At 66.9% G+C, this 24,711-nt stretch carries 16 protein-coding genes and 1 tRNA gene; 9 read left to right on the forward strand and 8 right to left on the reverse strand.

The window, feature by feature from the left end:
- Nucleotides 1–2 precede the first annotated feature (2 nt).
- Nucleotides 3–1,637 (forward strand): GGDEF domain-containing protein, encoded by a 1,635-nt coding sequence (locus BM290_RS21615; protein ID WP_093616863.1) that lies wholly within the window; start codon nt 3–5, stop codon nt 1,635–1,637.
- Nucleotide 1,638: 1 nt separating this feature from the next.
- On the opposite strand, the gene BM290_RS21620 is transcribed toward BM290_RS21615, so the two are convergent.
- From BM290_RS21620 to BM290_RS21640, 5 genes are all read right to left on the reverse strand, one after another.
- Nucleotides 1,639–2,367 carry a hypothetical protein gene (locus BM290_RS21620; RefSeq protein ID WP_093616865.1) on the reverse strand — a complete coding sequence of 243 codons (729 nt, stop codon included), beginning with the start codon at nt 2,365–2,367 and terminating at the stop codon, nt 1,639–1,641.
- Nucleotides 2,351–4,387, reverse strand: coding sequence for a hypothetical protein (locus BM290_RS21625; protein WP_093616867.1), 2,037 nt, complete (start codon nt 4,385–4,387; stop codon nt 2,351–2,353). The genes BM290_RS21620 and BM290_RS21625 overlap by 17 nt, the downstream gene beginning before the upstream one ends.
- Nucleotides 4,384–5,199, reverse strand: a complete 816-nt coding sequence (locus tag BM290_RS21630; RefSeq protein WP_093616869.1) for a hypothetical protein — start codon at nt 5,197–5,199, stop codon at nt 4,384–4,386. The genes BM290_RS21625 and BM290_RS21630 overlap by 4 nt, the downstream gene beginning before the upstream one ends.
- Nucleotides 5,200–5,314: 115 nt before the next feature.
- Nucleotides 5,315–5,986, reverse strand: a complete 672-nt coding sequence (locus BM290_RS21635) for a Crp/Fnr family transcriptional regulator (protein ID WP_177319831.1) — start codon at nt 5,984–5,986, stop codon at nt 5,315–5,317.
- A 41-nt stretch (nt 5,987–6,027) separates the two neighbouring features.
- The gene (locus tag BM290_RS21640) at nt 6,028–6,975 is read right to left on the reverse strand and encodes a CE1 family esterase (protein WP_203779661.1); all 948 of its coding nucleotides are present in this window, start codon (nt 6,973–6,975) and stop codon (nt 6,028–6,030) included.
- Nucleotides 6,976–7,156: 181 nt separating this feature from the next.
- On the opposite strand from BM290_RS21640, the gene BM290_RS21645 reads away from it, so the two are divergent.
- Nucleotides 7,157–8,065 (forward strand): LLM class flavin-dependent oxidoreductase, encoded by a 909-nt coding sequence (locus tag BM290_RS21645; RefSeq protein WP_093616874.1) that lies wholly within the window; start codon nt 7,157–7,159, stop codon nt 8,063–8,065.
- A 64-nt stretch (nt 8,066–8,129) separates the two neighbouring features.
- Nucleotides 8,130–9,044, forward strand: a complete 915-nt coding sequence (locus tag BM290_RS21650; protein WP_093616876.1) for a DMT family transporter — start codon at nt 8,130–8,132, stop codon at nt 9,042–9,044.
- Nucleotides 9,045–9,477: 433 nt separating this feature from the next.
- Here the strand turns inward: BM290_RS21650 and BM290_RS21655 are convergent, their stop codons facing one another.
- Nucleotides 9,478–10,140, reverse strand: coding sequence for an enoyl-CoA hydratase-related protein (locus tag BM290_RS21655; RefSeq protein ID WP_093616878.1), 663 nt, complete (start codon nt 10,138–10,140; stop codon nt 9,478–9,480).
- A gap of 119 nt (nt 10,141–10,259) precedes the next feature.
- Here BM290_RS21655 and cmk point away from each other — a divergent pair, with 119 nt between their 5' ends.
- The 3 genes from cmk (at nt 10,260) to BM290_RS21670 (ending at nt 12,498) form a co-directional block, all read left to right on the forward strand.
- Nucleotides 10,260–10,940: a (d)CMP kinase gene (gene cmk, locus BM290_RS21660; RefSeq protein ID WP_093616880.1), complete on the forward strand. Its 681-nt coding sequence runs from the start codon at nt 10,260–10,262 to the stop codon at nt 10,938–10,940.
- Nucleotides 10,937–12,373 (forward strand): ribosome biogenesis GTPase Der, encoded by a 1,437-nt coding sequence (gene der / locus BM290_RS21665; RefSeq protein WP_093616882.1) that lies wholly within the window; start codon nt 10,937–10,939, stop codon nt 12,371–12,373. Before cmk ends, der begins: the two co-directional genes overlap by 4 nt.
- 51 nt (nt 12,374–12,424) lie before the next feature.
- Nucleotides 12,425–12,498, forward strand: a tRNA-Pro gene (locus BM290_RS21670).
- Between the two features lie 108 nt (nt 12,499–12,606).
- Here BM290_RS21670 and BM290_RS21675 read toward each other — a convergent pair.
- Nucleotides 12,607–13,794 carry a tyrosine-type recombinase/integrase gene (locus BM290_RS21675; protein ID WP_203779663.1) on the reverse strand — a complete coding sequence of 396 codons (1,188 nt, stop codon included), beginning with the start codon at nt 13,792–13,794 and terminating at the stop codon, nt 12,607–12,609.
- 360 nt (nt 13,795–14,154) lie between these two features.
- Here BM290_RS21675 and BM290_RS21680 point away from each other — a divergent pair, with 360 nt between their 5' ends.
- From BM290_RS21680 to BM290_RS47430, 3 genes are all read left to right on the forward strand, one after another.
- Nucleotides 14,155–14,826, forward strand: a complete 672-nt coding sequence (locus BM290_RS21680) for a hypothetical protein (RefSeq protein WP_143133863.1) — start codon at nt 14,155–14,157, stop codon at nt 14,824–14,826.
- A gap of 17 nt (nt 14,827–14,843) precedes the next feature.
- Nucleotides 14,844–17,006, forward strand: coding sequence for a restriction system modified-DNA reader domain-containing protein (locus BM290_RS21685; protein WP_093616886.1), 2,163 nt, complete (start codon nt 14,844–14,846; stop codon nt 17,004–17,006).
- 744 nt (nt 17,007–17,750) lie between these two features.
- A complete protein-coding gene (locus BM290_RS47430) occupies nt 17,751–19,685 on the forward strand; it encodes an AAA family ATPase (RefSeq protein WP_143133864.1) in 1,935 nt (644 codons plus the stop codon).
- Between the two features lie 488 nt (nt 19,686–20,173).
- On the opposite strand, the gene BM290_RS21700 is transcribed toward BM290_RS47430, so the two are convergent.
- Entirely contained in the window at nt 20,174–24,649 is a 4,476-nt protein-coding gene (locus BM290_RS21700; RefSeq protein ID WP_143133865.1) for an NACHT domain-containing protein, read from the reverse strand.
- Nucleotides 24,650–24,711 lie beyond the last annotated feature (62 nt).

Below are 24,711 nucleotides of genomic sequence, written 5' to 3' on the forward strand. Positions count from 1 at the left end.
TCATGTCCGGCTGGTCCACCCTGCAGCTCACCGAGTTCTTCAGCGCCATCACCCGCGCCGGAACCGTGTCCACCACCGCGCGCCTGGCCGTCCAGCGCGCCACCGAAGCCACCGACGCCGAGGTCGCCGCGGTCGTCTGCGGCGACGAGGTGCCCGCGTCGGTCGGCCTCGGCCGCGCCCCGGCACCGTCGCAGTTCACCCGCCTCGGCCCCGGCTGCGACGAGACCACCTTCCCCGGCGCCGGGACGATGCACGTCACCGTGCACATCCTCGACCGGGACGCGCCGACCGCCGACCGCCTGATCGTGGCCCGCGCCGACGAGCCGTTCGCCGCCGAGGAACGCCAGATGCTCCAGGGCATGGCCCGCGTGCTCGGGCTCGCCCTGCGCAGCCTGCGCACCCTGGAGACCGAACGGCAGCTGCGCCTCGCCCAGGAACGGGAGGCGCTCGCTCGGCTGGAACTGGTTGAAGCCCTCGAACGCCGGGAACGCCTCCTGGAGACGCTGCTGCGCGTCCAGCGGTCGGCCGGGCAGCAGCCTCTCGCCGAGGTCCTCGACATGATCACCTCCGGCGCGGCCGGGCTCCTCGACGGGGTGACGGTGGCGCTGGTCCTGCGGGACGCGGTCGCCTCGGTCAGCGGCACGCCCTGTGAAGGATTGACGTTCGCGGCTGATCGGGCGGTGACGGCGGGGGCGCCGATCACCTGCGGTGATCTGGAGGCGGCGCCGGTGCACATCAACGGCGACGTGGCCGGGGCGCTGGTCATCGCCACGGCGGGCGCGCCGTCCTCCGCTGTCCCGTTGCCCGTCACCGGTGCGCTTCCCGGCGCCGTCTCGCCCTCCGGCGGGGCCTCTTTGCCTGGCGCGGTCTCGTCCTCTGGTGGGGTCTCTTCGCCTGGGGCGGTTTCGTCCTCTGGTGGGGTCTCTTCGCCTGGGGCGGTTTCGTCCTCTGGTGGGGTCGCGTTGCCTGGCGCTGGCTCTTCCGCCGGCGGTGTCGCGTTGCCCGGCGCCGCTTCGTCCTCCGGTGCAGGGCCGGGCGTTCGGGATGCTGAGCGGCGCGATGTGCTCGCCGCGTTCGCCGAGCAGGCCAGCCTCGCGCTGACCGGCGCACACACCCTCGCCGCCGTGCACGAGGCCCAGCACGACCCGCTGACCCGGCTGCCCAACCGGGCCCTGTTCCTGCAGCGGGTCGAGGAGACCATCACCGACGGCGCCGCCGCCCTGCTCTACCTGGACCTGGACCTGTTCAAGCAGGTCAACGACACCCTGGGCCACGCCGCCGGCGACGAACTGCTCCGCGCCGTGGCCGGCCGGCTCCGCGCCGCCGTCCGCGACACCGACATGCCGGCCCGCCTCGGCGGCGACGAGTTCGCCGTGCTGCTGGACCCGCTCACCTACCGCGACCAGGCCCGCGACATCGCCCAGCGGGTCATCGACGCGATCGCCCAGCCGTACGACATCGCCGGCCGCACCGTCCACACCCGGGCCAGCGTGGGCGTCGCCTACAGCGGAGGCCGCTCCGCCGAACGCCTCCTGGAGGAGGCCGACCTGGCGATGTACCGGGCGAAGAAGACCCGAAAGGGCACCTACCAGGAGTTCGAGCCGGAGATGCGACTCGAACTCCCGCAGGTGGTGTAGCTCAGGGGCCGTCGGGATCGGGCGGCAACCGATGGGCCAGGTCGGCCCGGCCGAAGTCGGCGAGCGCCTTCTGCAGCAGCTCCATCATCACCGCTTTGTGCTCCGGCCCGAGACCGGCGAGGAACTCCCGGATCACGTTCGCGACCGCGAGCGTGGACGGCCCCGGCCCGGAGGCCAGCTTCTCGGCGATGCGATCGAACCGGTCGTCGAGCACCTCCTCAAGGCCGGTGGGGTGCTTGTCCAGCCAGTACGTGCGCGCCACCTCGGGTTTGGCGAAGATGTCGTCGCGCAGGTGGCGCAGCCGTTCGATCTCCAGCCGAGCCTGGAGCCGCTCGACTCGCAGCCGGGTCTGTAGCTTCTCCCACTCGGCGGCGGCGTCGCGTACCGCCGGGTCGGCGCTGAGCCGCAGCCCTGCTGTCACGTCCCGCGCGTTCGTGTCACGCGGCCATGCCACCCGGCTCAGGCTCGCGTTGATCGCGGTCGTGGCCGTTTCGAGGTGCGCGGCGCTGTATCTGCCGGCCTCCTGCCGGGCATGACTGATGACGACGTCCCGAAGTTTGAGCCGGTCCGCGGCCTCGGTCTCGTAGGGGCCGACCCACCGGATGAGGCAAGCGGCCCGCAGGTAGCTGCCCTCGATGCTGCTGGCCAGGTCGATGACGGGCCGATCCTCGAACTGCGCCAGAGCGACGGGTACCGGAGGCGGGGTGAACCAGTCACGCAGAGGGCTCATCGAACCGGTCCTTCCGCGCGGCGCTGGTCTCCCAGCCGAGAACGGTGATCCGTTCCAGGAGGCGTTCCCGGAAGGCAGCGCGTGGTGTCATCGCGTCGCGGCCCTGCCATTCGTGCGTGAAGCCGCGAACGGCGGTGATCATCAGTGCGGGCGCGGGACCGGGGATCGCGTCGGCGATCGCGGTGACCAGCCAGGCGGCGAAGACCGAGTCGGCGACTGCCAGGTCCAGCCAGCTGTACAGGGTTTCGCGTACCTCCTCCGGCACGCCGGGCGGCCTCAGCAGACTCCGCAAGGCCGGGCCGGTGGGGAGACGGTTCTCATAGGCGACCCAGATCGCTTCCACTCCGAGGGCGGTGAGCACCGCGGTGGCGACCCCGAAAGCCGGGGAGCCGCGTTCCGAGGCCCAGCCCAGCACTTTGGTGGCCACGTCGCGGCGCAGTCGTGGCCGTTCCCAGAGGCGCAGCACGGCTGTCACGATCGACTCGGCCGTCTCGTCGGTGGCGCGGATTGCCAGGTTGTTGATTCGGGTGAGCGCGATCCGCGGGTAGGCGTCGGCGAGTTCGCTGGAGCAGACCTCGGCTACGACCTGACGGATCTGTGTGCTGGATGACTTTGTTGCCCACAGGTTGAGCAACTGCCGTACCAGCGAACCGGCTTCCGGGCTCAGCGCGGTGCCGGTGAGCAGCGGGATCAAGGCGCGCCGCAGGCTGGGTTGGTCAGCCCATGCCTTGACGACAGGTGGGAGGAAGCTGGTGTCGCGATGGCGGATCGTGATACCGAGAAGAGCCTCGGCGATCAGCTCCGGTGCGTCGGCGGACCGGCGGCTCACAACGGGTGCTTTGGCGAACCAGTCACGCAGGATCATGCGGAACGTGTCCGAGCGGTCCTTGAGGAAGAAGTCGAGCACTGCGGGGCCATAGGCGGGCCGAGTGAACCGCAGACGGCCATCGGCCTCGGCCACCTCGGCACCGACCTCCTTCGCCAGTTCCCGGATCCCGGCCGCGGAGATGTCGTACCTGCCCGTCGGGCTGCCGTCGAGGCTCTCACCCAGGCGTTCGGCATAGCGCAGCACCAATCTGGCCGGCGCATTCTCCAGGATCGCGGCGGCGAGCAGGAAGGTTCGCTCGGTGGCGGAATGATGCTGCTGGAACCAGACGGTCAGCGCCTCGGTCCACTCCTGGAAGGCCTCCGCGATGGTGGCGAGTTGCTGGCCGGACCCCGGATCTTCGTCTGGCACATCGGCGACGGCGAGGATCAGTTCGGCGAGACGGATCACCTCTCGGGGCCGCGCCTGACGGATCAGGGAGTGGATCCGCTGGTCGTCAAGCAGTGTTTGCAGGTCGGTGCGCCGGGCACGGTACCGGATCTCGGCGAGAAGCACCGCCCGTGGTGACGGCGCCGCCACGGAAAGGACATTCTCCGCGACGGCGGCTCCCGTGGCGTGCCACTCTGTCGAGGTGGCGACCACCACGAGGTAGGAGCCGAGTTTGCTCAGCTTGTCGACGTAGGAGTTCAGCTGAGTCCGGAAGTCCGAGTTCGCCGGCACGCCGGTGGGATGCTTGAACAGGTAACCCATGTCGGCGGCAGCCGGCAGGTCGGAAACGGCGAACTGCTGCGGCTGACCGGGGTCCCAGGCGGGGATCTCCTCCAGGGGCAGGTCCAGCCGACCGAGCACCCCGACAGCGGCCGTGCGCCGCCCGGTGTCCGGCTCCCCCATGAGGACCAGGCAGTGGTGTGCCCGCAGGAGCCGTTCGGCTTCCGTGCTGTCCACGTCCCGTCCGAACGCCTGGAATTTTCGTTCGACCAGAGTGTCGAGCGTGCGGCGTACATAGTCGCTGCTGAGAGCCGAGGCGTCGCGGAGACCTTTGACCTGCTTGTGGATGTGCTGGTGCATGCCGCCCTCGTTATGGAGCGCGAACAGCCCGCTGACCTCCCGGATCTGGACGGTGGCCAGCTGCTCCTCGAGGGCCTCGATGTCCTCGACGTCCGGGGTGGGCGCCGGCTCGTCCACGGTGCTCATCGCCGCTCTCCCAGGTGCTGGTGCATGCCGCCGTGGTTCGTGCCGGTGGACAGCAGGCCGCTGTTGGTGCCGATGTGAACCCCACTCTGTTCCCGGGCGCCTCCGGAGTCGCTGCGTTCCGGTCGGTCGGGCGCCGGCGGCGGGGTGAGATCGGGAATTCCGAGCAGGTTGCCCGACGGCTGAGGGAGGTAAAGCCAGGCGCGCTGCTGGAACTGCTTTCCGTCGACCACGGCAGGCACCTCGATGAAGTGGTCCGGGTGCAGGCCCGCGTAGCCCTGCTCGACGACGTCCCCGTACACCCGGTCGGAGACGATCGCGGCCAGGAACGTCACCTGCGGGCTGGCCGCGGCGAGGATGGCCCGGACCGGCTTGGAGTCGAGCAGCCGGTGGGTGTCGTTGCGGGCCACCCCGTTCCCGCCGAGGTACGGGTTCTCGTGCTCCTTGACCGGCCCGACGTTGAGGCTGGCCCGCAACCGGATCAGCGGCTCGGAGGCGCGCCGCTCATTGTTGTAGTCGCCCAGCACCCGCTGCAGTTCCGGCAGCAGCGGGTGGATGAGGTACGGCAGGACGTGTGTGGGCAGGCCGACCGCGAAGCCGTCACCGGTCGGTCCGAAGAACGCCGGCTCGTCCCAGAGCCGTGCCTGGTCGATGCGGGTGAACGCGTTGCCGACCAGCCGGGGGATGAGTCCGCTGATCGACTGGTGCAGACGACCGGGCGTCTTGGTGAAGTCCTTGGCGTCGACCGCGAGGACGGCCCGGTACGGCGGAAGGTCTTCGGAGGTCACGTACGGTGTGCCGGTTTCCGTGGACATCGGTTCTCCTTGACGTGGTGCCGGAAGGACGACGTCATGGTGCGGAGAACCGGTGCCGGTGAACTGCCCGCTGGTGGGCACATCGACAGTGATGGAGGTGACTGTCGGGTGTGTGTCAGAGCGCGGCGATCCGCCGCATCGCGGGCACGTCGCAGATCTGGATCACGCCGCGGCGGGTGCTGATGATCCCGGCGTCGCGCAGAGCGGCGAGTTCCTCGACGACGGCGTTGCGGGAGGCCCCGACGTAGAGGGCGACGTCCAGCTGCGACATCCGTACCACCGTGCCGTCAGCGACCCGGAGCAGCGCCCGGGCGAGCCGGGTGCGGACCGGCAGCAGGGTGATCTCGCTGCGGTGGATGTCGGCCTGGCGTAGCCGTTCGACGGTGTAGACCGCGTATCCGGCGGCAGCCTCCGGCCGGGTCAGGAAGGCGCGGAAGTCGGCGCCGGTCACGAGCTGTGCCCGCACCCGATTCATCGCGATCACGGTGGCCGACCGGAATCCGCGGTCGAACGCCGCCATGTCGCCGAGCACGTCTCCCGCCCCGCGCAGCGTCAGCATCGTCTGCCTGCCGTCGTGCTCGGTGCGGACGACTTTGACGGTCCCTTCGCGGATCACGTAGACGTGCTGCCCGGCGTCGCCCTGAAGGAAGAGGACCTGCTGTCGCAGGAAGTGCACCGGAACACCGAGCGACAGCAGGTCTTCCCAGTCCTGTTGCGGGATGTGATTGATGAGATGGCCACACACGAAATCCCCGACACCCGACACGTACTCACGGTAGTCGATCAACTGCTTGCTGCAACCGTGTCGTGCGTGCCGGGCCTTGCCGATCAGTGGCCGTGGTGGATCGGCAGCCGATGGCGGAGGAAGAACTTCCAGATGAGCGGGGTCGCGTCGAGCACGCTCGGGACGTCCGAGTCCGGGTTCGCGGTGGTGCTCGGCCAGTCGTGGCCCAGGCCGTCGATCCGGTAGTGCTCGACCGCCGCGGCGCAGCGCCTCCACACCGAGCGGGTCACCGTGGCCACCGGTGTCGAGATCACCGGGCCGGCGGCGCACCGGTTGCGGGCCGCCCAGCCGGCCAGCCAGTCCGGGATCGACGGCAGGATCTTCGCCGTGCTGCCGTCGTACGGGATCGTGGTGTCGGCCGAGCCGTGGATCTCCAGGACCGGGATCGGCCGGCGCGGCTCACACGCCCCACCCTGCGGGTAGAAAGCGCCGCTGACCTGCGCGGACGCGGCGATCCGGCCGGACAGCCGGCAGGCCAGCACGCCCGCGAAGCCGCCGCCGTTCGACTTGCCGGACACGTAGATCCGCGCCGGGTCGACACACAGCTGCCGCTGAAGCTGGTCGAGGAGGTCGCTGGTGAACAGCACGTCGTCGGCGCCGGACGAGTACGGCGCACCCTGGAACGAGGGCTCACCGTCGGTACCGATCGTGCCCTGCGGGTAGGCGACGATCGCGTCCAGCTCGTTCATCCGGGTGAGTTCCTGCTGATATTCGCTGGTGCGGGTGCGTCCGTGGAAGGACAGCACGACCGGCGTCGCCGTCCACCTGCGATAGCCGGGCGGGACGTGCAGGAGATAGGTACGGGTGAGCCCACCGCTCAGGATCGTCCGGGTGGCCGGTGTCCCCGCGGGTGCGGGCGGCGTCTTCCCGCAGCCGGTGGTGCGCACCGGCCGGTCGACGGGGCCCGGCTCGCCGGTGGACGCCCCGGCGGGCTGACCCGTGACGACGGTCGACAGCAGCAACAGGGCCGGGAGCATGATTCGTCCGAACATGACAGCGGGGGCCTCCTCTTGTCAGGCGGCCGGGGCGCCGCCGGAAGATGCCCCTCACTGTGATCCAGGGCTCATCGAAGGATGCCGTTGTGTTCATTCTGTCGAGGTTCCGGAACACGGCGGCCGTCTGCCGTACGCAGAAAGGATTGGTCCCCGCAATCGCCGATGGAAGGCTCGGGCGGTGACCACGTTCGCGCTGCACGCGCAGCCCGCCGACGCCGCCTCCTGGCTGGACCTCGCCCGCCGCGCCGAGGCCGCCGGCTTCGACACCCTGCAGGCCGCCGACCATCCCGGCGTCTGCGCCGCCCCTTACGTCGCGCTCGCCGCCGCGGCTGCCGTGACCAGCCGCATCAGCCTCGGCGCCTACGTCGCGAACGCCGGCATCCGCGAACCGCTGCTGCTCGCCGCCGACGTCGCCACCCTCGATGTCGTCTCCGGCGGACGCGCCCGTGTGGGCCTGGGCGCCGGTCATACCCCGGCCGAGTGGCTCGCCGTGGGCCGGGAACGCCCCGACGTCGCCGGCCGTGTCGACCGCTGCATCGCCGTCGCCGACGCGGTCCGCGCCCTGCTCGACGGCGAGACCGTGACGGTGCACACCCCGCATCTCGACGTGCACGAGGCCCGTCTCGACAAGCCGCGCCCGGTGCAGGACCGTGTCCCGCTGCTGCTCGGCACCGCGAACACCCGCCTGCTGCGCTGGGGTGGTGCGCACGCCGACCTGATCGGCCTGTCCGGGCTCGGCCGCACTCTCGCCGACGGCCACAACCACACCGTCCGCTGGCGGCCGGATCAGATCGACGCGCAGATCGAGCAGGTCACCGTCGGGGCGGCGGGCCGGGCGACGCCGCCGCCGCTGGAGGCGCTGGTGCAGGTCATGGAGATCACCGACGATGCCGAAAAGGTCGCGGCGCCGTTGGCCGACGAGCTCGACATGTCCGTTCCTGATCTGCTGGCGGCGCCGTTCGTGCTGATCGGCACGGTCGGTGAGATCCGCGCCTCCATCGAGCGCCACGAGAAACGCTGGGGCATCACCCGCTATGCCGTGCGTCTGCCCGCCTTCGAGGCCGTGCAGGCTCTCGGCCTGCTGTGACGTCGGCAACGCCAGGTCCGATTTTCGCTAGCGTCCAGCCGCGCGGCACGCTTGGCTTGCTTGCATGACCCCCGATTCGGTACGCCCTTCGCGCGCTGCGATCGCCGCGGCAATGGTCACGGTCGTCCTGTGGGCGTCCGCGTTCGTCGGCATCCGCGCCGCCGCCCCGTACTTCTCCCCGGGTTCGCTGGCGCTGGGGCGGCTGCTCGCCGGTTCGGCCGCGCTGCTGATCTTCCTGGCGATCAGCCGTCAGGGCCTGCCACCGCGTCCCGCCTGGCCGGGAATCATCATCTCCGGGGTGATCTGGTTCGGTCTCTACATGGTCGCCCTCAACTGGGGTGAGGAGCTGGTCGACGCCGGCACCGCCGCGATGCTGGTCAACGTCGGCCCGGCGGTGATGGCGCTGCTCGCGGGCTGGCTGCTGCACGAGGGTTTCCCGCCTCGGCTGCTCGCCGGGATCGCCGTCTCGTTCGTCGGCACGGTGGTCGTCGGTTTCTCCATGTCCGGTGGTGGGCGCACGTCGATCCTCGGTGTCGTGCTGTGCCTGCTGGCGGCCGTCACCTACGCCGGTGGGGTGGTCGCGCAGAAGCCGGCGCTGAAGCACGCCACCGCGCTGCAGGCCACCACGTTCGGCTGTGTGATCGGCGCGATCGCGTGTCTGCCGTTCGCCGGTCAGCTGGTCTCGGATGTGGCCGGCGCCCCGTGGCGGATCACCCTGAGCGTCGTCTACCTCGGCGTCTTCCCGACCGCGATCGCGTTCACGACCTGGGCGTACGCGCTGGCCCGCACCACCGCCGGCAAGATGGGCTCCACCACCTACGCCGTTCCCGCCGTGGTGGTGGTGATGTCCTGGCTGGTGCTCGGCGAGGTGCCGGGCTGGCTGACGCTGCTGGGTGGTGCGCTGTGCCTGGCGGGTGTCGCGGTCTCCCGCAGTCGTCCCCAGACCGTCTCCGCCCCCGATCCGGCCGCTGCTCGCTGACGTCGTTCGCCCCCGAGCCGCAGCTGTCGTCGCCGGCGGCGCTGCGGCCGTCGTTCGCCGTGGCCACGGCCGTTGCTGTCGGTGGAGCCAGAGCCTGCATTCGCCGTCGAAGCATGGCCCTCATTCTCCGGGTGGCCGCGGCGCCGGAAAATGTCGTACCCCTCCGGCAGGATCGCGGCATGACAGTTCTGGTCGATGCCCGTCATCTTCGGCTCATTGGTGGTATTGCGGTGCTGAGCTGCGAGTTCTCGCCGGTTCCGGTGCCGCGTTGTGCCGCTGTAGGTGTGCGGCCGCGCCGGCCGGGGCTCGCGCGTGGGTGCGGGCATCGCCACCGAGGGCTGCGGGCTCGGGGGTGCAGCCCTCGGGTGACGTCGCGTGGATCAGGGGGCGGGGGAGTGCCTCTTGCGCTTGGCGGGGCTCGCGGGGCGTACCGCTAAAGCTGGTTTGAGCGCAGGGATTGCAGGACGCCGGGGTAGAGGCGGGTTTTGATCGTGCCGAGGGTGGGGCCGGCTTTGCCGGCCTGTGATCGAGCGAGGGTGATCGCGGTGGAGAGGACGGATTCGGCGGGGACGGCCTGGTCGATGATGTGGCGTTCGGCGGCTTCGAGACCGCCGTAGCGGCGGGCGGTGACCATCGCCTCGTGTGCGGTCTGCGGCGTGAGTCGGGCCTGGATGAGCGCGCTCATGCCGGGGGTGAAGGGCAGGTTGATGTCCGCTTCCGGCAGGCACCAGAAGCCGCGGTCGGCGCGCATGACGCGCAGGTCGTGGGCGAGGGACAGCATGGCGCCTCCGGCGAAGACGTGGCCGGGCATGGCGGCGACGGTCACCATGGGCAGGGTCAACAGGCGGGCGAGGAGTTCTTGTACGGCGGTGAGGTACGTCGTCTGCTGGTCCGCGTGGGCCATCAGCCAGTCGAGGTCGAGCCCGAGGCTGTAGTGCTTTCCGGTGGCGGTGGTGACGAGCGCCGCGGGTGACGGGGCTTTCTCCACCTCGTCGAGCAGGTTGTTGACGGCGGCGATCAGGTCGGGGTGCAGACGGTTCTCGGTGTCGCCGAGGTCGAGGACGTATACGTCGTCGTGGCGGTCCAGGGTCGGCATGGCAGGCCTCCTTAGTTACTGATGGGTAACATAGCCGACCGGCCCCGGTTCGTCGATGCCCGCGCGCTTCGGCACAATGGGAGGGTTGGTTCGGCGGTGGTTATCCCTCAGGAGGCACGGTGGCACTTCACGAACGGCCGGAGAAGTGCGTGGTGGCCGTCGACGGCCCCTCCGGATCCGGCAAATCCACCGTGTCTCGGCGCCTCGCCAGCGCGGTCGACGGGGTCTACCTCGACACTGGAGCCATGTATCGGGCGGTGACCTGGGCCGTGCTCCAGGGCGGCGCCGACCTGGCCGACCCCGACGCGATCGCCAAGATCGCGCTGGAGACCGAGCTGTCGATCGGCACCGATCCGGCCGCCCCGCACTTCGCCGCCAACGGCACCAACGTCGACGCCCCGATCCGCGGCCCCGAGGTCACCGGCGCCGTCTCCGCGGTCGCCGCGGTCCCGGCCGTCCGCAAACACCTCGTCGCGCTGCAGAAGGCCATCATCGCCGGCCACCCGCGCATCGTCGTCGAGGGCCGCGACATCGCCTCCGTGGTCGCCCCCGACGCCGACCTCAAGGTCTACCTCACCGCGTCCGCCGCCGCCCGCGCCGCCCGGCGCAGCGCCGAGGACGCCACCGACGTCGCCGCCACCGAGGCCGACCTGGCCCGCCGCGACAAGCTCGACTCCAGCCGCGCCGTCGACCCTCTCAAGCAGGCGTCCGACGCCGTCGAGGTCGACACCACCGGTATGGGCATCGACGACGTCGTCGCCCACCTCCTGCATCTGCTGAACAGCAAGGTAAGTAAGTGACTGAACTTCCCGCCGGCCTCGATCTCAACGACTTCGAGGGCGGGTTCGAATTCTCGTCGGGCGGCTCCGCCGCTGCCGAGGAGTCCTTCTCCGGCCCCGTCCCGGTCGTCGCCGTCGTCGGCCGCCCCAACGTCGGCAAGTCGACGCTGGTCAACCGCATCATCGGCCGCCGCCAGGCGGTCGTCGAGGACAAGCCCGGCGTCACCCGCGACCGGGTGCCCTACGACGCCCAGTGGAGCGGCCGCCGCTTCACCGTCGTCGACACCGGCGGCTGGGAGCCCGACGCCAAGGACCGCGCCGCCGCCATCGCCGCCCAGGCCGAGATCGCCGTGCAGACCGCCGACGTCGTCGTCTTCGTCGTCGACGTCTCGGTCGGCGCCACCGACGTCGACGAGGCCGCCGTCAAGATGCTGCGCCACAGCCACAAGCCGGTGATCCTGGTCGCCAACAAGGCCGACAACCAAAACCTCGAGCTCGAGGCCGTCCACCTGTGGAGTTTGGGCCTCGGCGAGCCGCACCCCATCTCCGCCCTGCACGGCCGCGGTTCGGGTGACCTGCTCGACGACATCCTCAACGCCCTCCCACCGACCCCACCGGTCGTCGAGGGCGGCCCGCGCGGCCCGCGCCGCGTCGCGCTGGTCGGCCGGCCCAACGTCGGCAAGTCCAGCCTGCTCAACCGGGTCGCCAAGGAGGAGCGCGCCGTCGTCGACTCGGTCGCCGGCACCACTGTCGACCCGGTCGACAGCCTGGTCGAGATGGACGGCGAGGTCTGGCAGTTCGTCGACACCGCCGGCCTGCGCAAACGCGTCCACCAGGCCTCCGGCACCGAGTACTACGCGTCCCTGCGCACCGCCGGCGCCGTCGAGGCCGCCGAGGTCGCAGTGGTCCTGCTGGACTCCGGCGAGGTGATCAGCGAGCAGGACCAGCGCGTCATCACCCAGGTCATCGAGTCCGGCCGGGCCCTGGTGATCGCCTTCAACAAGTGGGACCTGGTCGACGCCGACCGCCGGTTCTACCTCGACAAGGAGATCGACCGCGACCTCAAACGCGTCACCTGGGCGGTCCGCGTCAACATCTCCGCCAAGACCGGCCGGGCCGTCGACAAGCTGGCCCCCGCCATCCGCCGCGCCCTGGCATCGTGGGAGACCCGCATCCCCACCGGCACCCTGAACCAGTGGCTGACCGCCCTGACCCAGGCCACCCCCCACCCGGTCCGCGGCGGTCGTGCTCCGCGAGTGCTGTTCGCGACCCAGGCCGGCGTGGCGCCGCCCCGCTTCGTGCTGTTCACGACGGGGCCGTTCGACGCGGGCTACCTGCGCTTCATCGAGCGCAAGCTGCGCGAGGAGTTCGGCTTCGAGGGCACCCCGATCGAGGTTTCCGTCAAGCCGAGAAAGAAGACGGGGCCGGGGGGTCGCGGAAAAGCCCACGGGTGAGGTTGGTAGTCTGTAGGAGATGTCGCGCGGGGCTGAGGTTCCGGGCGGGATCGGGCTGTAGCGCAGCTTGGTAGCGCACTTGACTGGGGGTCAAGGGGTCGCAGGTTCAAATCCTGTCAGCCCGACCGATCTGCTCAGGGGATATGCATTAACATGCATATCCCCTGAGCTGTTTATTGGGCGATGTGGTCGCCAGGTGGTCGCACCCCAGCACGGATCTTGCAAAGGCGTGCTCAGGCTGCTTTCTTAGCCACGTTGTCGAGCGCGGCCGCGGTGGCGTCCACAGCCGCCTGGGCTACTTCCTGGGTGAGGTGGCCGTAGATGTCGACGGTGGTGGCCAGGTTCTTGTGCCGCAGCGTCTTGGAAACCATCGCGATGGGAACGCCGGCGCTGAGCATGATGGTGGCGGCGAGATGGCGCAGGTCGTGGACGCGGATACGAGGCAGTGCGGCCTCGGCCGTCAGCTGCCGGAACCGGTCGAGGACGTACTGCGGCCGTAGCGGCCGGCGGTCCTTGGTGGTGAAGACCAGACCGTCGGGATCGGTGGTCTTTCGTTGCCGTTGACGGCGTAGCGCCTCGACCGCGCGCTGGGAGAGTGCGACCCAGGCGCGGCTACCCTCCGTCTTGGGCTCGCTGAGCATCGACCGCGAGTTGTTGATGCTGACCAGCGTGTGCCGGACGAACAGCACCCGGTTGTCGAGGTCGACGTCATCCCAGTGCAGGCCTAGCATCTCGCCCTTGCGCATGCCGGTGCAGATCATCAGCTCGAACAGGTCGGCCAGCGGATCGTCGATGCGATGGCAGGTGCGAAGGAAGCCTTCGGCTTGCCTGGTGGTCCAGCAGGTGAGGTTTCGGCGCGCGGGTCGCGGCAGGCCCGCATACCTGGCGGGACTGTAGGAGAGTCGTCGTTGCTTTACGGCGTCGTTGAGGGCGCTGGACAGCGTGGTGATGCACCGGGCCAGGGTGACGCGTCCGCGGCCGGCGGTGAGCTGGTTGCTGATGAACTGCCGGACGTGTTCGTGGGTGAGCTGCTCGAGCCGGACGGCGCCTATTGCGGGGATGAGGTCCTGGTTGATGTAAGCCCGGTAGCGCAGGACGGTGTTGGTCCTGAGGTTCGGTGCCTTCGCGTCGAGCCAGGATGTGAGGTACTGGGCGACAGTCTCGGCGTCGTTGAGGTGGACGCCGGCGCGCTCGCATTCGAGGACCTTGCTTAGCGCTTCACTGGCTTGGATCTTGGTAGCGAATCCGCCGCGGCGCAAGGTCTTTCGCATGTTGTCGGCGTTCGGCCGGTCGACGGCGAATGTCCAGGTGCCGTGGCGGGAGCTGGCGAGCTTGGGGCAACCGGCGCCGATCTGCTTGCCGGTGTTGTCGCGGCAGCCGCAGCGGCGGTAGACACGTCCCCGGTTCGGATTCGGCCTCATGATCGGGCCTCCTAACGTCTCGGTTTCGGTCGGTCGTCATTGCGGTGCCCGGTTGAGGTGCGACCACAACGCGACCACCGGGCATGTCCTCCCTGCGTGTGGCGATCCGAGTTGAAACCTGGTCAAGGGATCGGGATCGTTTCGCCGAAATCCTGGTTCAGCTCGCCCCCATCTGCGCGGACCATGACATGTATAAATGGCGGCCCGGCATACATGATCGGTCCCCGTGATCGGAAGGCGACGGTATTGTCGCGGTGACGACACCTCGGCGATCATCGATCGATGTTTATGATGTAGCTGTTCGATTGGTAACGGCGCTTACGGTCAATAACTGCTCTGCCGACGGTGAAGGTGGACGGCGTGGCTCTGCTCGATCAGTTCGACAAAGACGCGGAATCCGTGTTCGCGGAGATCATCGAACGGGCGGGGCGCCCGGTTCAGCTTCGCGATATCCGCGAGGTGATCGTCCGGGGTGGCGCCGATCCCGCGGTGGTGAACCGCCGATGGAAGTCGACGCAGAAAAGGCTCGCCGAGCATCCGCAGATCAACCGGCCGGACAAGACCCATTACGAATGGTCGCCCGTCAAGGTAACCTCGGAGAAAGCACTGACCGAGTTAACCGATCTGGCCCTGAAGTCCAGCCGTGATTGGATCGTGCGACCGTATGTCAAGGCGATCAAGAATGTGCTGGCCGCGGTCGAAAACTCGGGCCCCAGAGCCAGGCCTGACTGGACTGAGCAGAGCACGCGGGAGAAGGTCACGCTGCTGGCCGACGTGGTAGCGGGCGCCGATCAGCTCGCCGCCGAGGACCAGAAGGCACCCGAAATCGTGGCATGGCTGATGCGTGAGGCCCAGGACAATCGGCTAGACGTGATCGGACCCGTCGGTGCCACCGTGGACTTCGATGTCGAGCGGCACGAAGTGAACGCCCGAACCGGAGTGCGCGTCAGAATCAGGCGTTGCGGATTCATCTGGACCGGAACAGGTAAACCGATCGTCGTTCTCAAGGCGCAGGCCGAACCGGTTTCCTGAGTTCGCTGGGGGTCGTCATGGTCGGATCATCAGGTCCGAAGGAGATCGTGTGCGCCCGGTCCGCGACGGTGCGCGTTCTTTTCGAGGGAAATGCCTACGGCCTCGGCTATTTCCAGCGCCGATATGCCTGGGAAAAGCTTCAGGTTGAAAAATTGATGCTGGATCTGGTCAGAAAGTTCGAGCGGGAATGGCAGCAGAATCACCAGGTCGCTGACGCGCTGAACTATGAGCCCTATTTTCTCGGCTCTGTCATCACCTACCGTCGCGCCGACGGGAAGTATCTGGCCGACGGGCAGCAGCGGGTGGTCACCCTCCTGCTCCTGCTGATCCGGCTCTACCATCTGACGTCCTCGCGCGAGGACACCAGGGATCAGAGCGCCCACCTACGGACGCTGATTCTCGGCGGCGACCCTGTCAGACGACAGTTCACCATCACCGACATCAAGTACCGTTCCTGCTTCAACGACCTGCTCAACGGGCACGAGTTCAGCGCGTACGGCGCACCGGACATCGTCCGGGTGTGGCGCGCCTATCAGGACGTCACCCAGTTTTGTCTACAGAACCTTCCGGGTGAGGCGCTGCCGAACTTCGTCACCTGGCTGCTCGAGCGAGTGTCGCTCGTCGTACTCGACGCCGGCGACCCCGACCGTGCCCTTGAGATGTTCGTGGCGATGAATGACCGCGGCGTCCGGCTCACACCGCTCGACCTGCTGAAACATTACCTGCTCAGCGACGCGCGGCCCGATCCGGGCGTGCACGACGCCGGCTGGCAGTCCATGCAGGCCACACTCGACGCCGTAGCGAAGGACGCGACGCTTGACTTCGTGCGCGGCGTGCTGCGGGCGCACTATTTCCACCTGCACCCTGACGACGGTGACGGCATCACCCTGGACGAGGCGCCGCACGAATGGCTGGTGCGGCACGAAGACGCGATCTGGCCGCGTTACAAGAAAGGCGACCATGCCGCGCTCTTCACCGAGGAACTCCAGCCGCTCTACCCGTTCTACGCGGATCTGTTGCGATGGGCTGCCGCGCCGGTGGACGGGCACCTCGGCACCTGGTTCAACAACTCCAACGGCATCATCCGGCAGTTCGACCTCACGATGGCCGCCATCCGCCCTGGCGACGACGAGGGCGTCATGCACCGGAAGGCCACCCTCGTCGCCAACCTCCTGGATCTGTTCGTCGTCACCCGCGGCCTGGTTGCCGAGAACTACGGGCAGAGCGAGATCGACGAACTGGTAAGCGAACTGCGGCCGGCCGTGCGCGAATCCCGGACGGTGCACGACCTCGCCGTCGTGCTGGGAAAGGCCGCGGCCGACTGGTATCCGCGTTTCGGCGGCGTGCTGACGTTGCGCTACCGCGAGCGCGGAAACCGGCCCTTCGTCGTCTACTTCCTCGCCCGGCTGACCGCCTGGCTGGAATCGGGCACGGGCCGCGGCGACCGCGCCGTGCACATGCTCAGCCATGTCGACGGCCGAGGGCACGAGGTCGAACATCTCTTCACCAGCAGGCACGCCGACTACCGCGACGTACTCGCCGACGGCGGCGCCTACTCCCGCGAGCGCAGCCGACTGGGCGCCCTGGTCCTATTGGAAGGTTCGGACAACGCGAGCCTTGGCGCCCTGCGCCTCGTCGACAAGCTCGGTGCATATCGCAGCCATTACCTGCTCGCCGGCTCACTGCACCCCGGCAGCTACGGGCGCGGTGAGGTACGGTTCCGCCGGTTTCGGGAGGACGAGAAGCTCGATTTCGGCGCGTACGACGAAACTGTGCCCATTCCCGAGTTCGTGGAATCCCGTGGCCGGTTGTTCAAAGCCATGGCCGAGAAGATCTGGTCGGCGGACAAGCTCGGCCTGATCCTGCCGGCGGAGCCAGCCGCCGCGCCGAAGGGCAAGCAGCGGAAGAGGTCGCTCGTCACCCTCGCCGAACTGATCCGGGAAGGCATGCTGGCTCCCAGCACGGGTCTGGTGGGTACGCGTAACCGCAAAGTCTTCCGCGCGACGCTACTCGGGGACGGCAGAATCCGCACAGCGAACGGGGAACCCTTCCCCTCCCCGACCGCCGCAGCCGAAGCGGTCCTCGACGGAAAATCTGCGAATGGCTGGACCTTCTGGCGCATCGGTGAGGGGAAGGAAACCCTCGCCGAGGTGCGGACGAGATACGAGCGCCGCCACTGACACCGGGATTCGGACTTGCTGGCACGCGCGACCGTGAGCATCATCTGCCGATGAATGCCCAAGAAGATCAACGCCCGATCGCTCGTCCGCAAGCGCTGGAATCCAGGGCGTGCCCAGGCCGGCGCCGAGGTCTTCAAGGAATCCTTACCCGACCTGATTCCGTTTGGCGCGGCCTCCCAGCGCCCGGATCACCCGAATCAGCTCCGACGCCGCCGGCTGGAACCACGAAGCCCTCGCCCCAGCACTGCCCACAAAGGACCCGCGGTGCCGACGCCTTCTACGTCGTCGCCCGGGTCACCGACGCCCTCGAAGAAGTACGCGGAACTGCCTGGAACCAAGGTCGCGCCAACAGCCGCGCCAACAGCCGCAACCATCGCCCGACTGGCGACACCAAAGCCCTCGAACACGCCAGCTGAGCACTCCGGAAGAACCCCAAGAACCTGATCGAACGCCGGCACAAGCAGATCGCCTGGATCGCCAATCGTCCAGCAGACCGGCCAGGTCCAGACTCTCTGTTGCGGCCATCGCAGGACTAGCCTTGAGAAGTCACCTCATCCGGAAACGAGCTCAACATCCCGGAACGCCCCCTTAGGCCACCGGAGTCGGCGAAGCAAGGACCCGACGTGACACCCTAACCCCCGCTTTACCGACGTGGCCGAAGCCACGAGCAACGCCACTGTGATAGACCGTTGCAGGGCGTCCCGGCGAGCAGGAGCCGCCGGCGCGGTAGCTGAGGGGTATTGCATGCATCTCGAGTCCATCGCAGTGTCGGGGTTCCGGAGTTTGGAGAAGGTTGACTGCATCCCCCTCGGCAGGCCCACCATCCTCACCGGCCACAACGACGGTGGGAAGACCGCCACCCTGGATGCCATCGCTTTCCTACTTGGTGCGTACACGCTGCGAGACGCAGACAGAACCTTCACCCGGCAGATTCACAGTGACCGTGGAAGGGACGTGCTGGCTACCGATGAGACGCCGGAGACCGCAACGGCGGCCGACGGAGACGGACAACGAGTCACCCACACGTGGGTCGAAGGAACATTTAGACTGAGTGCGGCTGAACAATCCGATCCTGGACTGACGGCGAGTGTACGGATCCGGCGATTCGCCGCGCAGGAGCAAACACCGGTGCTCCAGGCTTTCCGCAACGTCACCGCCGATCCGGATCTCCGCAACCTCGAAGGCCTGAAAGTCACAGACCTCAAGGTGTTGGCGACTAAGCACGGTTTGACTGCCGAGAAGGTACCGTCGAACAAGGCTGGCTGGGTAGAGCTGCTGCAGGCCTTTGCGAACGAAGCTCCTCACATCGATGACTGGGTCGACGTACCGTTGGATGTTCACCAGCGATTGCCGCGCTTGCTGAGATTCGGTGGTGAACAAGCGTCAGTCGACGCAGCGGTGAAAACTATCCTAAACGCCCGCTATAAAGTGCACGTCGAGGCACCCAGAATGCACATCCGTATCCGAGAATTGGAGACGGAACTCAGTGACCTGCTGAGGGACGATGCTGCGGAACTCTGCAAACACATCATGGAGCGGTGCCCAGATCTAGCTGAGGTCGAAGTTCTCCCAGAGGTCTCTTTCTCCGGCGCGTTCAAATCTGCACGTTTGCAGCTCGCCCGCACAGGAGGGGAAGCCGTCGCTGTAGATGCTGCGGGGGCAGGCCGGGCACGGCGTATCAGCCTGGCGGTCTGGGAATGGGCCAATGAAGTGCTCCAAACCGAAACCCGATCAACCGTCACCGACTCTGGCTTGGCAGACACTGACGGGGACGAGAACGGCGCTCAGGCGACTCAGCCCGATGTCGTAATTCTCTACGACGAGCCCGATACTCATCTGGACTACTCGCACCAACGTCGCGTAATGCAGCTGATCCGCCAGCAGTGCGACCTGCCCCAAATCCGCATGATGATCGCCACCCACTCGATGAACCTGATCGATGGAGTCGATATCGCCTCAATCGTGCATCTCACCTTGCGTGACAACCGCACCGTGATGGAACGCCTCGCTGACGAATCAGGACACAACGAGACTGATCGGCATCTCGCGCACATCGCGGCGGCCCTGGGCCTGCGCAACAGCGTGCTCCTGCACGAAAGGCTATTCGTCGGAGTCGAGGGGCCGACCGAGCAGCAATCTATTCCAGTACTGTTTCGGCTTGCGACCGGAATGCCTCTGCAGTCAGCTGGTATCGCGCTCTGGGCCTGCAACAACAACGAAGGCGCACTCATGTTCGCCAAATTCCTCGCGAGCCACGACCGGAGAGTTTCTGTACTCATCGATGCTGACAGCTTGAAAAATCAGAAGATCTTCGGAGATGACAAATTCAAGAAATACGGTCTTGACCCCGACCGAGACCGCCTTCTGATCGGCGGTGAAGACAGGGAACTGGAATATCTTTTCACCGATGAGCAATGGGCGGCCGTGGCCCAAGCCAAGTGGCCGCGAACCGATAGTTGCCCGTGGACCCCTGACATGATCGCGAAAAAGCGATCAGCAAAAAAGTTTAGTGAAGAATTATTGCTCGAGTTCAAGACTTCCAGCCTCGAAGGTCCGCAGACCAAACCTGAGATGGTGTATGAGCTCGTCGCAACCTTCCGGACGGCGGAGGAGGTGCCCGAAGAGCTGCACCAGCACTTTTCGGCGCTGATCGAGCTAGCTAATCCCGTCGACTCGTGAGGCTCGCCGAGCTTTCATGCGCGCCAAGCGCTGCTGCGTGGTAGGCGCCGTCCACATGTGCATGCCGGCGCCCTTGACCCAGCGTTGACCATGCGAACGTTGCTCAGTTCCGCACCAGCGGCACCCGCTGGGTGTCGGTGCAGTCGCGTGTCGTACGTCGTAGTGCAGTTCTGAGGGCATGGCCTACCTCCAAGCCTTGATGTAGTCAAGGATGACACGGGGGTATGACACTTTCTAGCCACGCTCAAGATCGACTATAAGCGGTATTGTCACTCGGTGCTGTACCTGCCGCTACACTGCGATCATGGTGGGGACGCTGAAGCGTAGATGACGGCGCCCCGTTGGGTGAACGAGCTGACGCGGGCAACTACGCACGGCACAGTGAGGTTGCGTTCGCACCAAACGAAGCTGAGCCAAGTCTCGCTGCAGGTACTCGGCGAAGGCGGAGAGCCTGCAGAAGATTTGCAACTTTGGTGGATCCCCAAAAATCAAGGACCGAGCACGTCACGCTCTTCACGGCGTGGCAGACCGTTGTGAACGGTTAAATCGCAGGTCAAACGAGCTTCGGCGGAGGAGTTGATCGAAGGCAGCGGGCCGCCGCGATCGTAGTCGTCTTTGAGTTCCATGCGTTCGAAGAAATGCAGCACAACAAGTTCGAGGTCGTGTTGGCTGAGGAAGTCGCGTAGGTAGCTGGCCCGGACCAACAGGGCACGGTTGCTGCTGCCGGGCTCCTGGTAGAACGTGAATATCGGTGATCCTTGGGTGTCGAGCCAGCTCGGCCCCCGCATGTCGAAGGTCAGCCCGGCTGTCTGCTGTAGCAGGGTGGAGGGCAGCAGCGTGTTCGCAGTCTCGCCGATCGAGCAGTCGTAGATGTTGCCTTCCCATGTGTAGGGCTCAACGGTGCGACCGATGGTGAACCGCTTGTCGGCTACGGAGACGGTGTCGAAGCCGGCGTGGCGGTGGTGACAGGCTGGCCCGGCACGGCCGACTTCGCCGACGTAACAGCAGTCGACATGCCCGTGGCTATCGATCAGGTCCAGAGCCCGATACCGACTTCGCTCGGCGAGCGTGGTGAGAAAACCAGCTGCGCCGGTGGCTGCGATGAGCAGGGTGTGGACGGAGCAGGACTGTTGCAGGCCACGCCAGCTTTTGTGCGCGGCAGGGTCAGTCACTCTTGTAGAGCTCTCGAGCACCACCCAGTCGGTTCCGTCAGTGTCGCGGAGGAACGTCGAGTTGCTGATGGTGGGTTCGGTAGCGGTGTCGGCCAGCAGCCGTTGAATGTCGCCGTGGTAATGGCGGAATTCGAGGTCCACCGCAGGCCAGGTGGTGAGGCGGATCAGGGTTGGTTGCCATGCCGTCGCGTCGAGGCCGTCATGTTCGCTGAAGACGCGGAAATCGATCGGCGGGAGGCTGGGGTCGATCTCGCGGTCACCGATGAGGCGGTGCAGCCCATCGTAGGTGGGGGAGTCGTCGTAGCGATCGGCGCTCGCGTAGTTGTCGGCGACGCGGGCGAGGAGCTCGTGGTACGCCATCCACTGGTACTTCTTACCCCACCGTTCGCTCTTGTGACCTTCGCGGCCGCGGCCTTGGCCGATCGTGCGATCTTTGGCCCGGAAGCGTGCTGGCGTCCAACCCAGGCTCAGAGTTCTGCGGAAGACCCACCGGCGGGCCTGGTCGGCCGGGTAGTCGTCGTCGACTATTTCCGGGTATTTCCAGACGGCGTCGAGAAGCTTGTGCTGCTCGGGTGTGAAGGGGTCTTTACCAGTAGTGAGGCTGTATCGCCGTAGGGCAATGGCGTGAGGCTGAGGGTCGGCCAGCCAGGCGGCGTGCTCAGTCTTCTGCTGCGGGCTCAGGGAAGCAAGGAACCTGGCCCAGCGATACTTGATCAGCCTCGGTCCGGCCCGCTGGGGCCCGCGGCTTGGGCGTGACTGACCTCGTCTATGGCGGGAGAAGTAGTGCATGCCGGACTCGACAACGTAACGGCCGAAGTCGCCCATTCCGAGCACCGAGACAAAGACCGACAGATAGTCCTGATCGGCCGGCACGTCGTCGTAGCGGCCGTACTTGGCGTCGAGGGTCGCCTGCGTGGGTGCCGCGCCCGGCAGTGGCAGGCCGTAGGGACGTTCGGCCGCTCGTGACGCGGTAGCGGGTAGGAGCAGATGGGCCACGGCCCAGCGGGTGATACCGCGGGCAGCGTCCAGCAGCAGTTCATCAGCACGGACCGGCCGAGCGAACACACGGGTGTGCACAGCGGTGGCCAGGGCTGCGGCGTCAGCGGCCTGCGTGGGTGCGCTGCGCAGCAGCGCGCCGTAGGCGATTGCGATAACGCGTTGTACTACGTACGGGTCGTCGACGTTCCAGAACCGCTCGACCAACGCGCGCATCACGTCGAGATGCCCGTGCAGCAGTTGGACGAGAGCCTTTGTGATCCAGTCGCGCATGTATCGGTTGGGCGATGACAGCAGCCAGCACAGGGGGATGCATGCGAGCTGGATGACGAGGGGATCGTAATGTGGATATGGGCCGGTTGCTGCCCATCGAGCGAGGCGAGGTACCGGGCTGGAGTCGTCGAACAGCTCGTCGTAGGTGGCGAACCCGAAAATGGTGTCGCGTTCAGGCATACGCATCAGGGTGAGACTGCGGTGCAGGCGTTCGGCGTTGAGCAGGTTGCCCGGCTGCGGGGCGATCGCGAATAGCACCCGGTAAAGGTCATTGGCAGAAAGCCCGGGTGCGGCGTTGAGCAGCTCGACGGTTCGCTCGGTGACAGCTGTGGTTGCCCGGTACGGCAGCATCGCCGTCAAATTGTGGATGAGGCGCTCTGCGCGGTTCCGCCGTTGAAGATTGCTTCCTCGGCTAGCGGCAGGGACGTCAACGCCCAGCACGTCGGGCAGTTCGGCGCCATAAACCTCGGGGAACACGATAGTGGCTGCTTCTACGATGCCCTCGCTGGCGTCTTGTGCCAGCCACTGGTGCAAGTCCGTGTCGTTGAGCGGATCCGGTGAGGTGGTCAAGCGGCGTATGAGCAGCAGGAAGTCGGAGAACGCTTGGAAGGTGATACGGAAGCCGTCACCGAACGTGCCGGCGCCCAGGTGGAGCCGCTCGCGGTTGAGGACACCTTCGTCCTGCAGTAGGCCGAGGATCTTGGTGGGTGGCAGCACCGTGTCTTTCAGTGCTGTCTGGACGACAGTGTCGGCCTCGCTGCTGGTCAGTCCTTCGCGCCCGAGTAGTGCCATCTCGTCGACGAGCGTGTCAAGAACGGCCCGGATACGGGCCCGGGCCGCTTCTCGCTCGGAGTCAGCGACCGCGTCTGGGGTGAGTCTGCGGGCGACGGCGCCGATCTTCGCCTCAAGGTAGTTCTCGAAGATTGTTACCCGGCCTTGGTGGCCCTCGTAGGTCGTGGCCGGGCCGGTGTAGGCGACGCTTTCGCAGTACATGCGCAGGAACAGCGGCAGTGTGAACTCTGGCGTTAGCAGCGGAATCTTCGGCGCTTCGAGGCCGAAATGCGCGAAATACTTAAGAGTGGCCTCGATTTCATGGCCGGCGAAGCCAGGATGGGTGCGCTGATGGAAACGAGCCTGTTCGGCGCGGTCCGCCACAATGTTTCGGTAGGTGTCGCGGCATGACACCACGAGCGCAACATGCGGATACTGGGCGACCTTCGCGCGCAGCCCCGCAAGCCGCGAGTACCAGAAGTCCGCCGGCACGGTCTCGTTAACGGCATCGATGATCAGCAAGAACCGGCTGCCGTACCTGGTGGCGGCTTCCCCTGCGGTATCCATTGCCTTGAGCAGCACGTCAGCGCCGAGATTCTCCAGCCCCAACTGATCACAGATGCTCGCCCACAACTCGCCCCGGCCTAGCTGTGCGCCGGCCAGAAACACAGCGGGCCGCCCCTGATCGAGAGCCCGTCCGGCGGCGTCGAGCAGCAGGTGCGTCTTACCGGACCCGGCCACCCCAGACAGGAAATAGGCCTGGCGTCGCAACGTTCGCCCCGGTGAGGAGAAAAGCCAGGATGACAGCTCGCGGACGGCTTTGAGTAAGTCACGAAAGTCGGTTCCGTGCTGTATTTGTTGCTCGCCGTCAGCGGTGGAACGCTCTTGCCGGATGAGCGCCTCGGCGGCTCGCTGGACGTCCTCCAGCCGAGTTTCGAGTCGCTCCAACGTCACGACGGCATCGCCGGCTTGTAGATCGAACCCGGCGGCTACCGTTGCAAGCCGGTCCACAGCCTGCGCCACCGCCGCATACAAATGGCTGGGCTTAGCCGGCGGATAGCGTCGCGACTCCGCAATGCCTGCGACGACCTCGTGCACCAACAGCCGCAAGTGCTCGCGTACCCTGGCGTCGAAGCCAAGCGCCAGCAAATCCTCCTGGATGGGAACGTCGACCTGCAGATCGGGACGGTATTTCTCGCCCGCCACCTCCGCCTGAACGGCGAAGTGATCGCGCAGCCAGGCATGACCAAGGACAGTCTCGCCCCACCAGAACCAACGACGTCCTACATGTTCTGGCTTGGACAGCTCGTCGAGTAACTCGCTACCCTGCACCAGCTCAAAAGCGATCTTGTCGGCGCCTGGGATGGTCTTCTTCCATACGGCGATCTTGTCGTTGAACTTGTCACGCTGTGACTTGAGCTGTCTTCCCTGACGGACCTGCCGGCTGGACCCCAGGTTCCACGAGATGACGAACGTCAGCGTTCGCAGCGTGGGCCGCTCCTTCGCGACCCGCTTGACCGATTCGGTCATCGCTGTCAACAACGGTCCGATCTCGTGTACATGCTTGGCCTGCCAACCATGCTCCGTACCATCCGCCTCGACCGCGTACCACTCGACGCCGCCATCCGGATTGCCCGTGCGGATCGCCCGCGTCCCAGCCGGCACCCGATCCCTGAGGAGCTGGTACGAAAGCTCCTCGAAAGCTCGGCTTTGCTCACCCTCCCACTGACGCAGCGTGTCGAAGCTCGTCACCGGAAACCGGGACATACTTGGGCCTCCCCCCTGGCGCTTCCCGTCGCGACCAGGTCGGGGCA

Origin of the sequence: Actinoplanes philippinensis, assembly GCF_900113015.1 — a bacterium.
In the GTDB taxonomy this organism is placed as follows: domain Bacteria; phylum Actinomycetota; class Actinomycetes; order Mycobacteriales; family Micromonosporaceae; genus Actinoplanes; species Actinoplanes philippinensis.

Coding starts and splice junctions, on each gene's coding strand:
- BM290_RS21640 (WP_203779661.1), bottom strand. CDS start 6,975: ATGTTCGGACGAATCATGCTCCCGGCCCTGTTGCTGCTGTCGACCGTC.
- BM290_RS21630 (WP_093616869.1), bottom strand. CDS start 5,199: ATGTCCACGGAAACCGGCACACCGTACGTGACCTCCGAAGACCTTCCG.
- BM290_RS21685 (WP_093616886.1), top strand. CDS start 14,844: ATGGTCGGATCATCAGGTCCGAAGGAGATCGTGTGCGCCCGGTCCGCG.
- BM290_RS47430 (WP_143133864.1), top strand. CDS start 17,751: ATGCATCTCGAGTCCATCGCAGTGTCGGGGTTCCGGAGTTTGGAGAAG.
- BM290_RS21650 (WP_093616876.1), top strand. CDS start 8,130: ATGACCCCCGATTCGGTACGCCCTTCGCGCGCTGCGATCGCCGCGGCA.
- BM290_RS21625 (WP_093616867.1), bottom strand. CDS start 4,387: ATGAGCACCGTGGACGAGCCGGCGCCCACCCCGGACGTCGAGGACATC.
- BM290_RS21615 (WP_093616863.1), top strand. CDS start 3: ATGTCCGGCTGGTCCACCCTGCAGCTCACCGAGTTCTTCAGCGCCATC.
- BM290_RS21620 (WP_093616865.1), bottom strand. CDS start 2,367: ATGAGCCCTCTGCGTGACTGGTTCACCCCGCCTCCGGTACCCGTCGCT.
- BM290_RS21655 (WP_093616878.1), bottom strand. CDS start 10,140: ATGCCGACCCTGGACCGCCACGACGACGTATACGTCCTCGACCTCGGC.
- BM290_RS21675 (WP_203779663.1), bottom strand. CDS start 13,794: ATGAGGCCGAATCCGAACCGGGGACGTGTCTACCGCCGCTGCGGCTGC.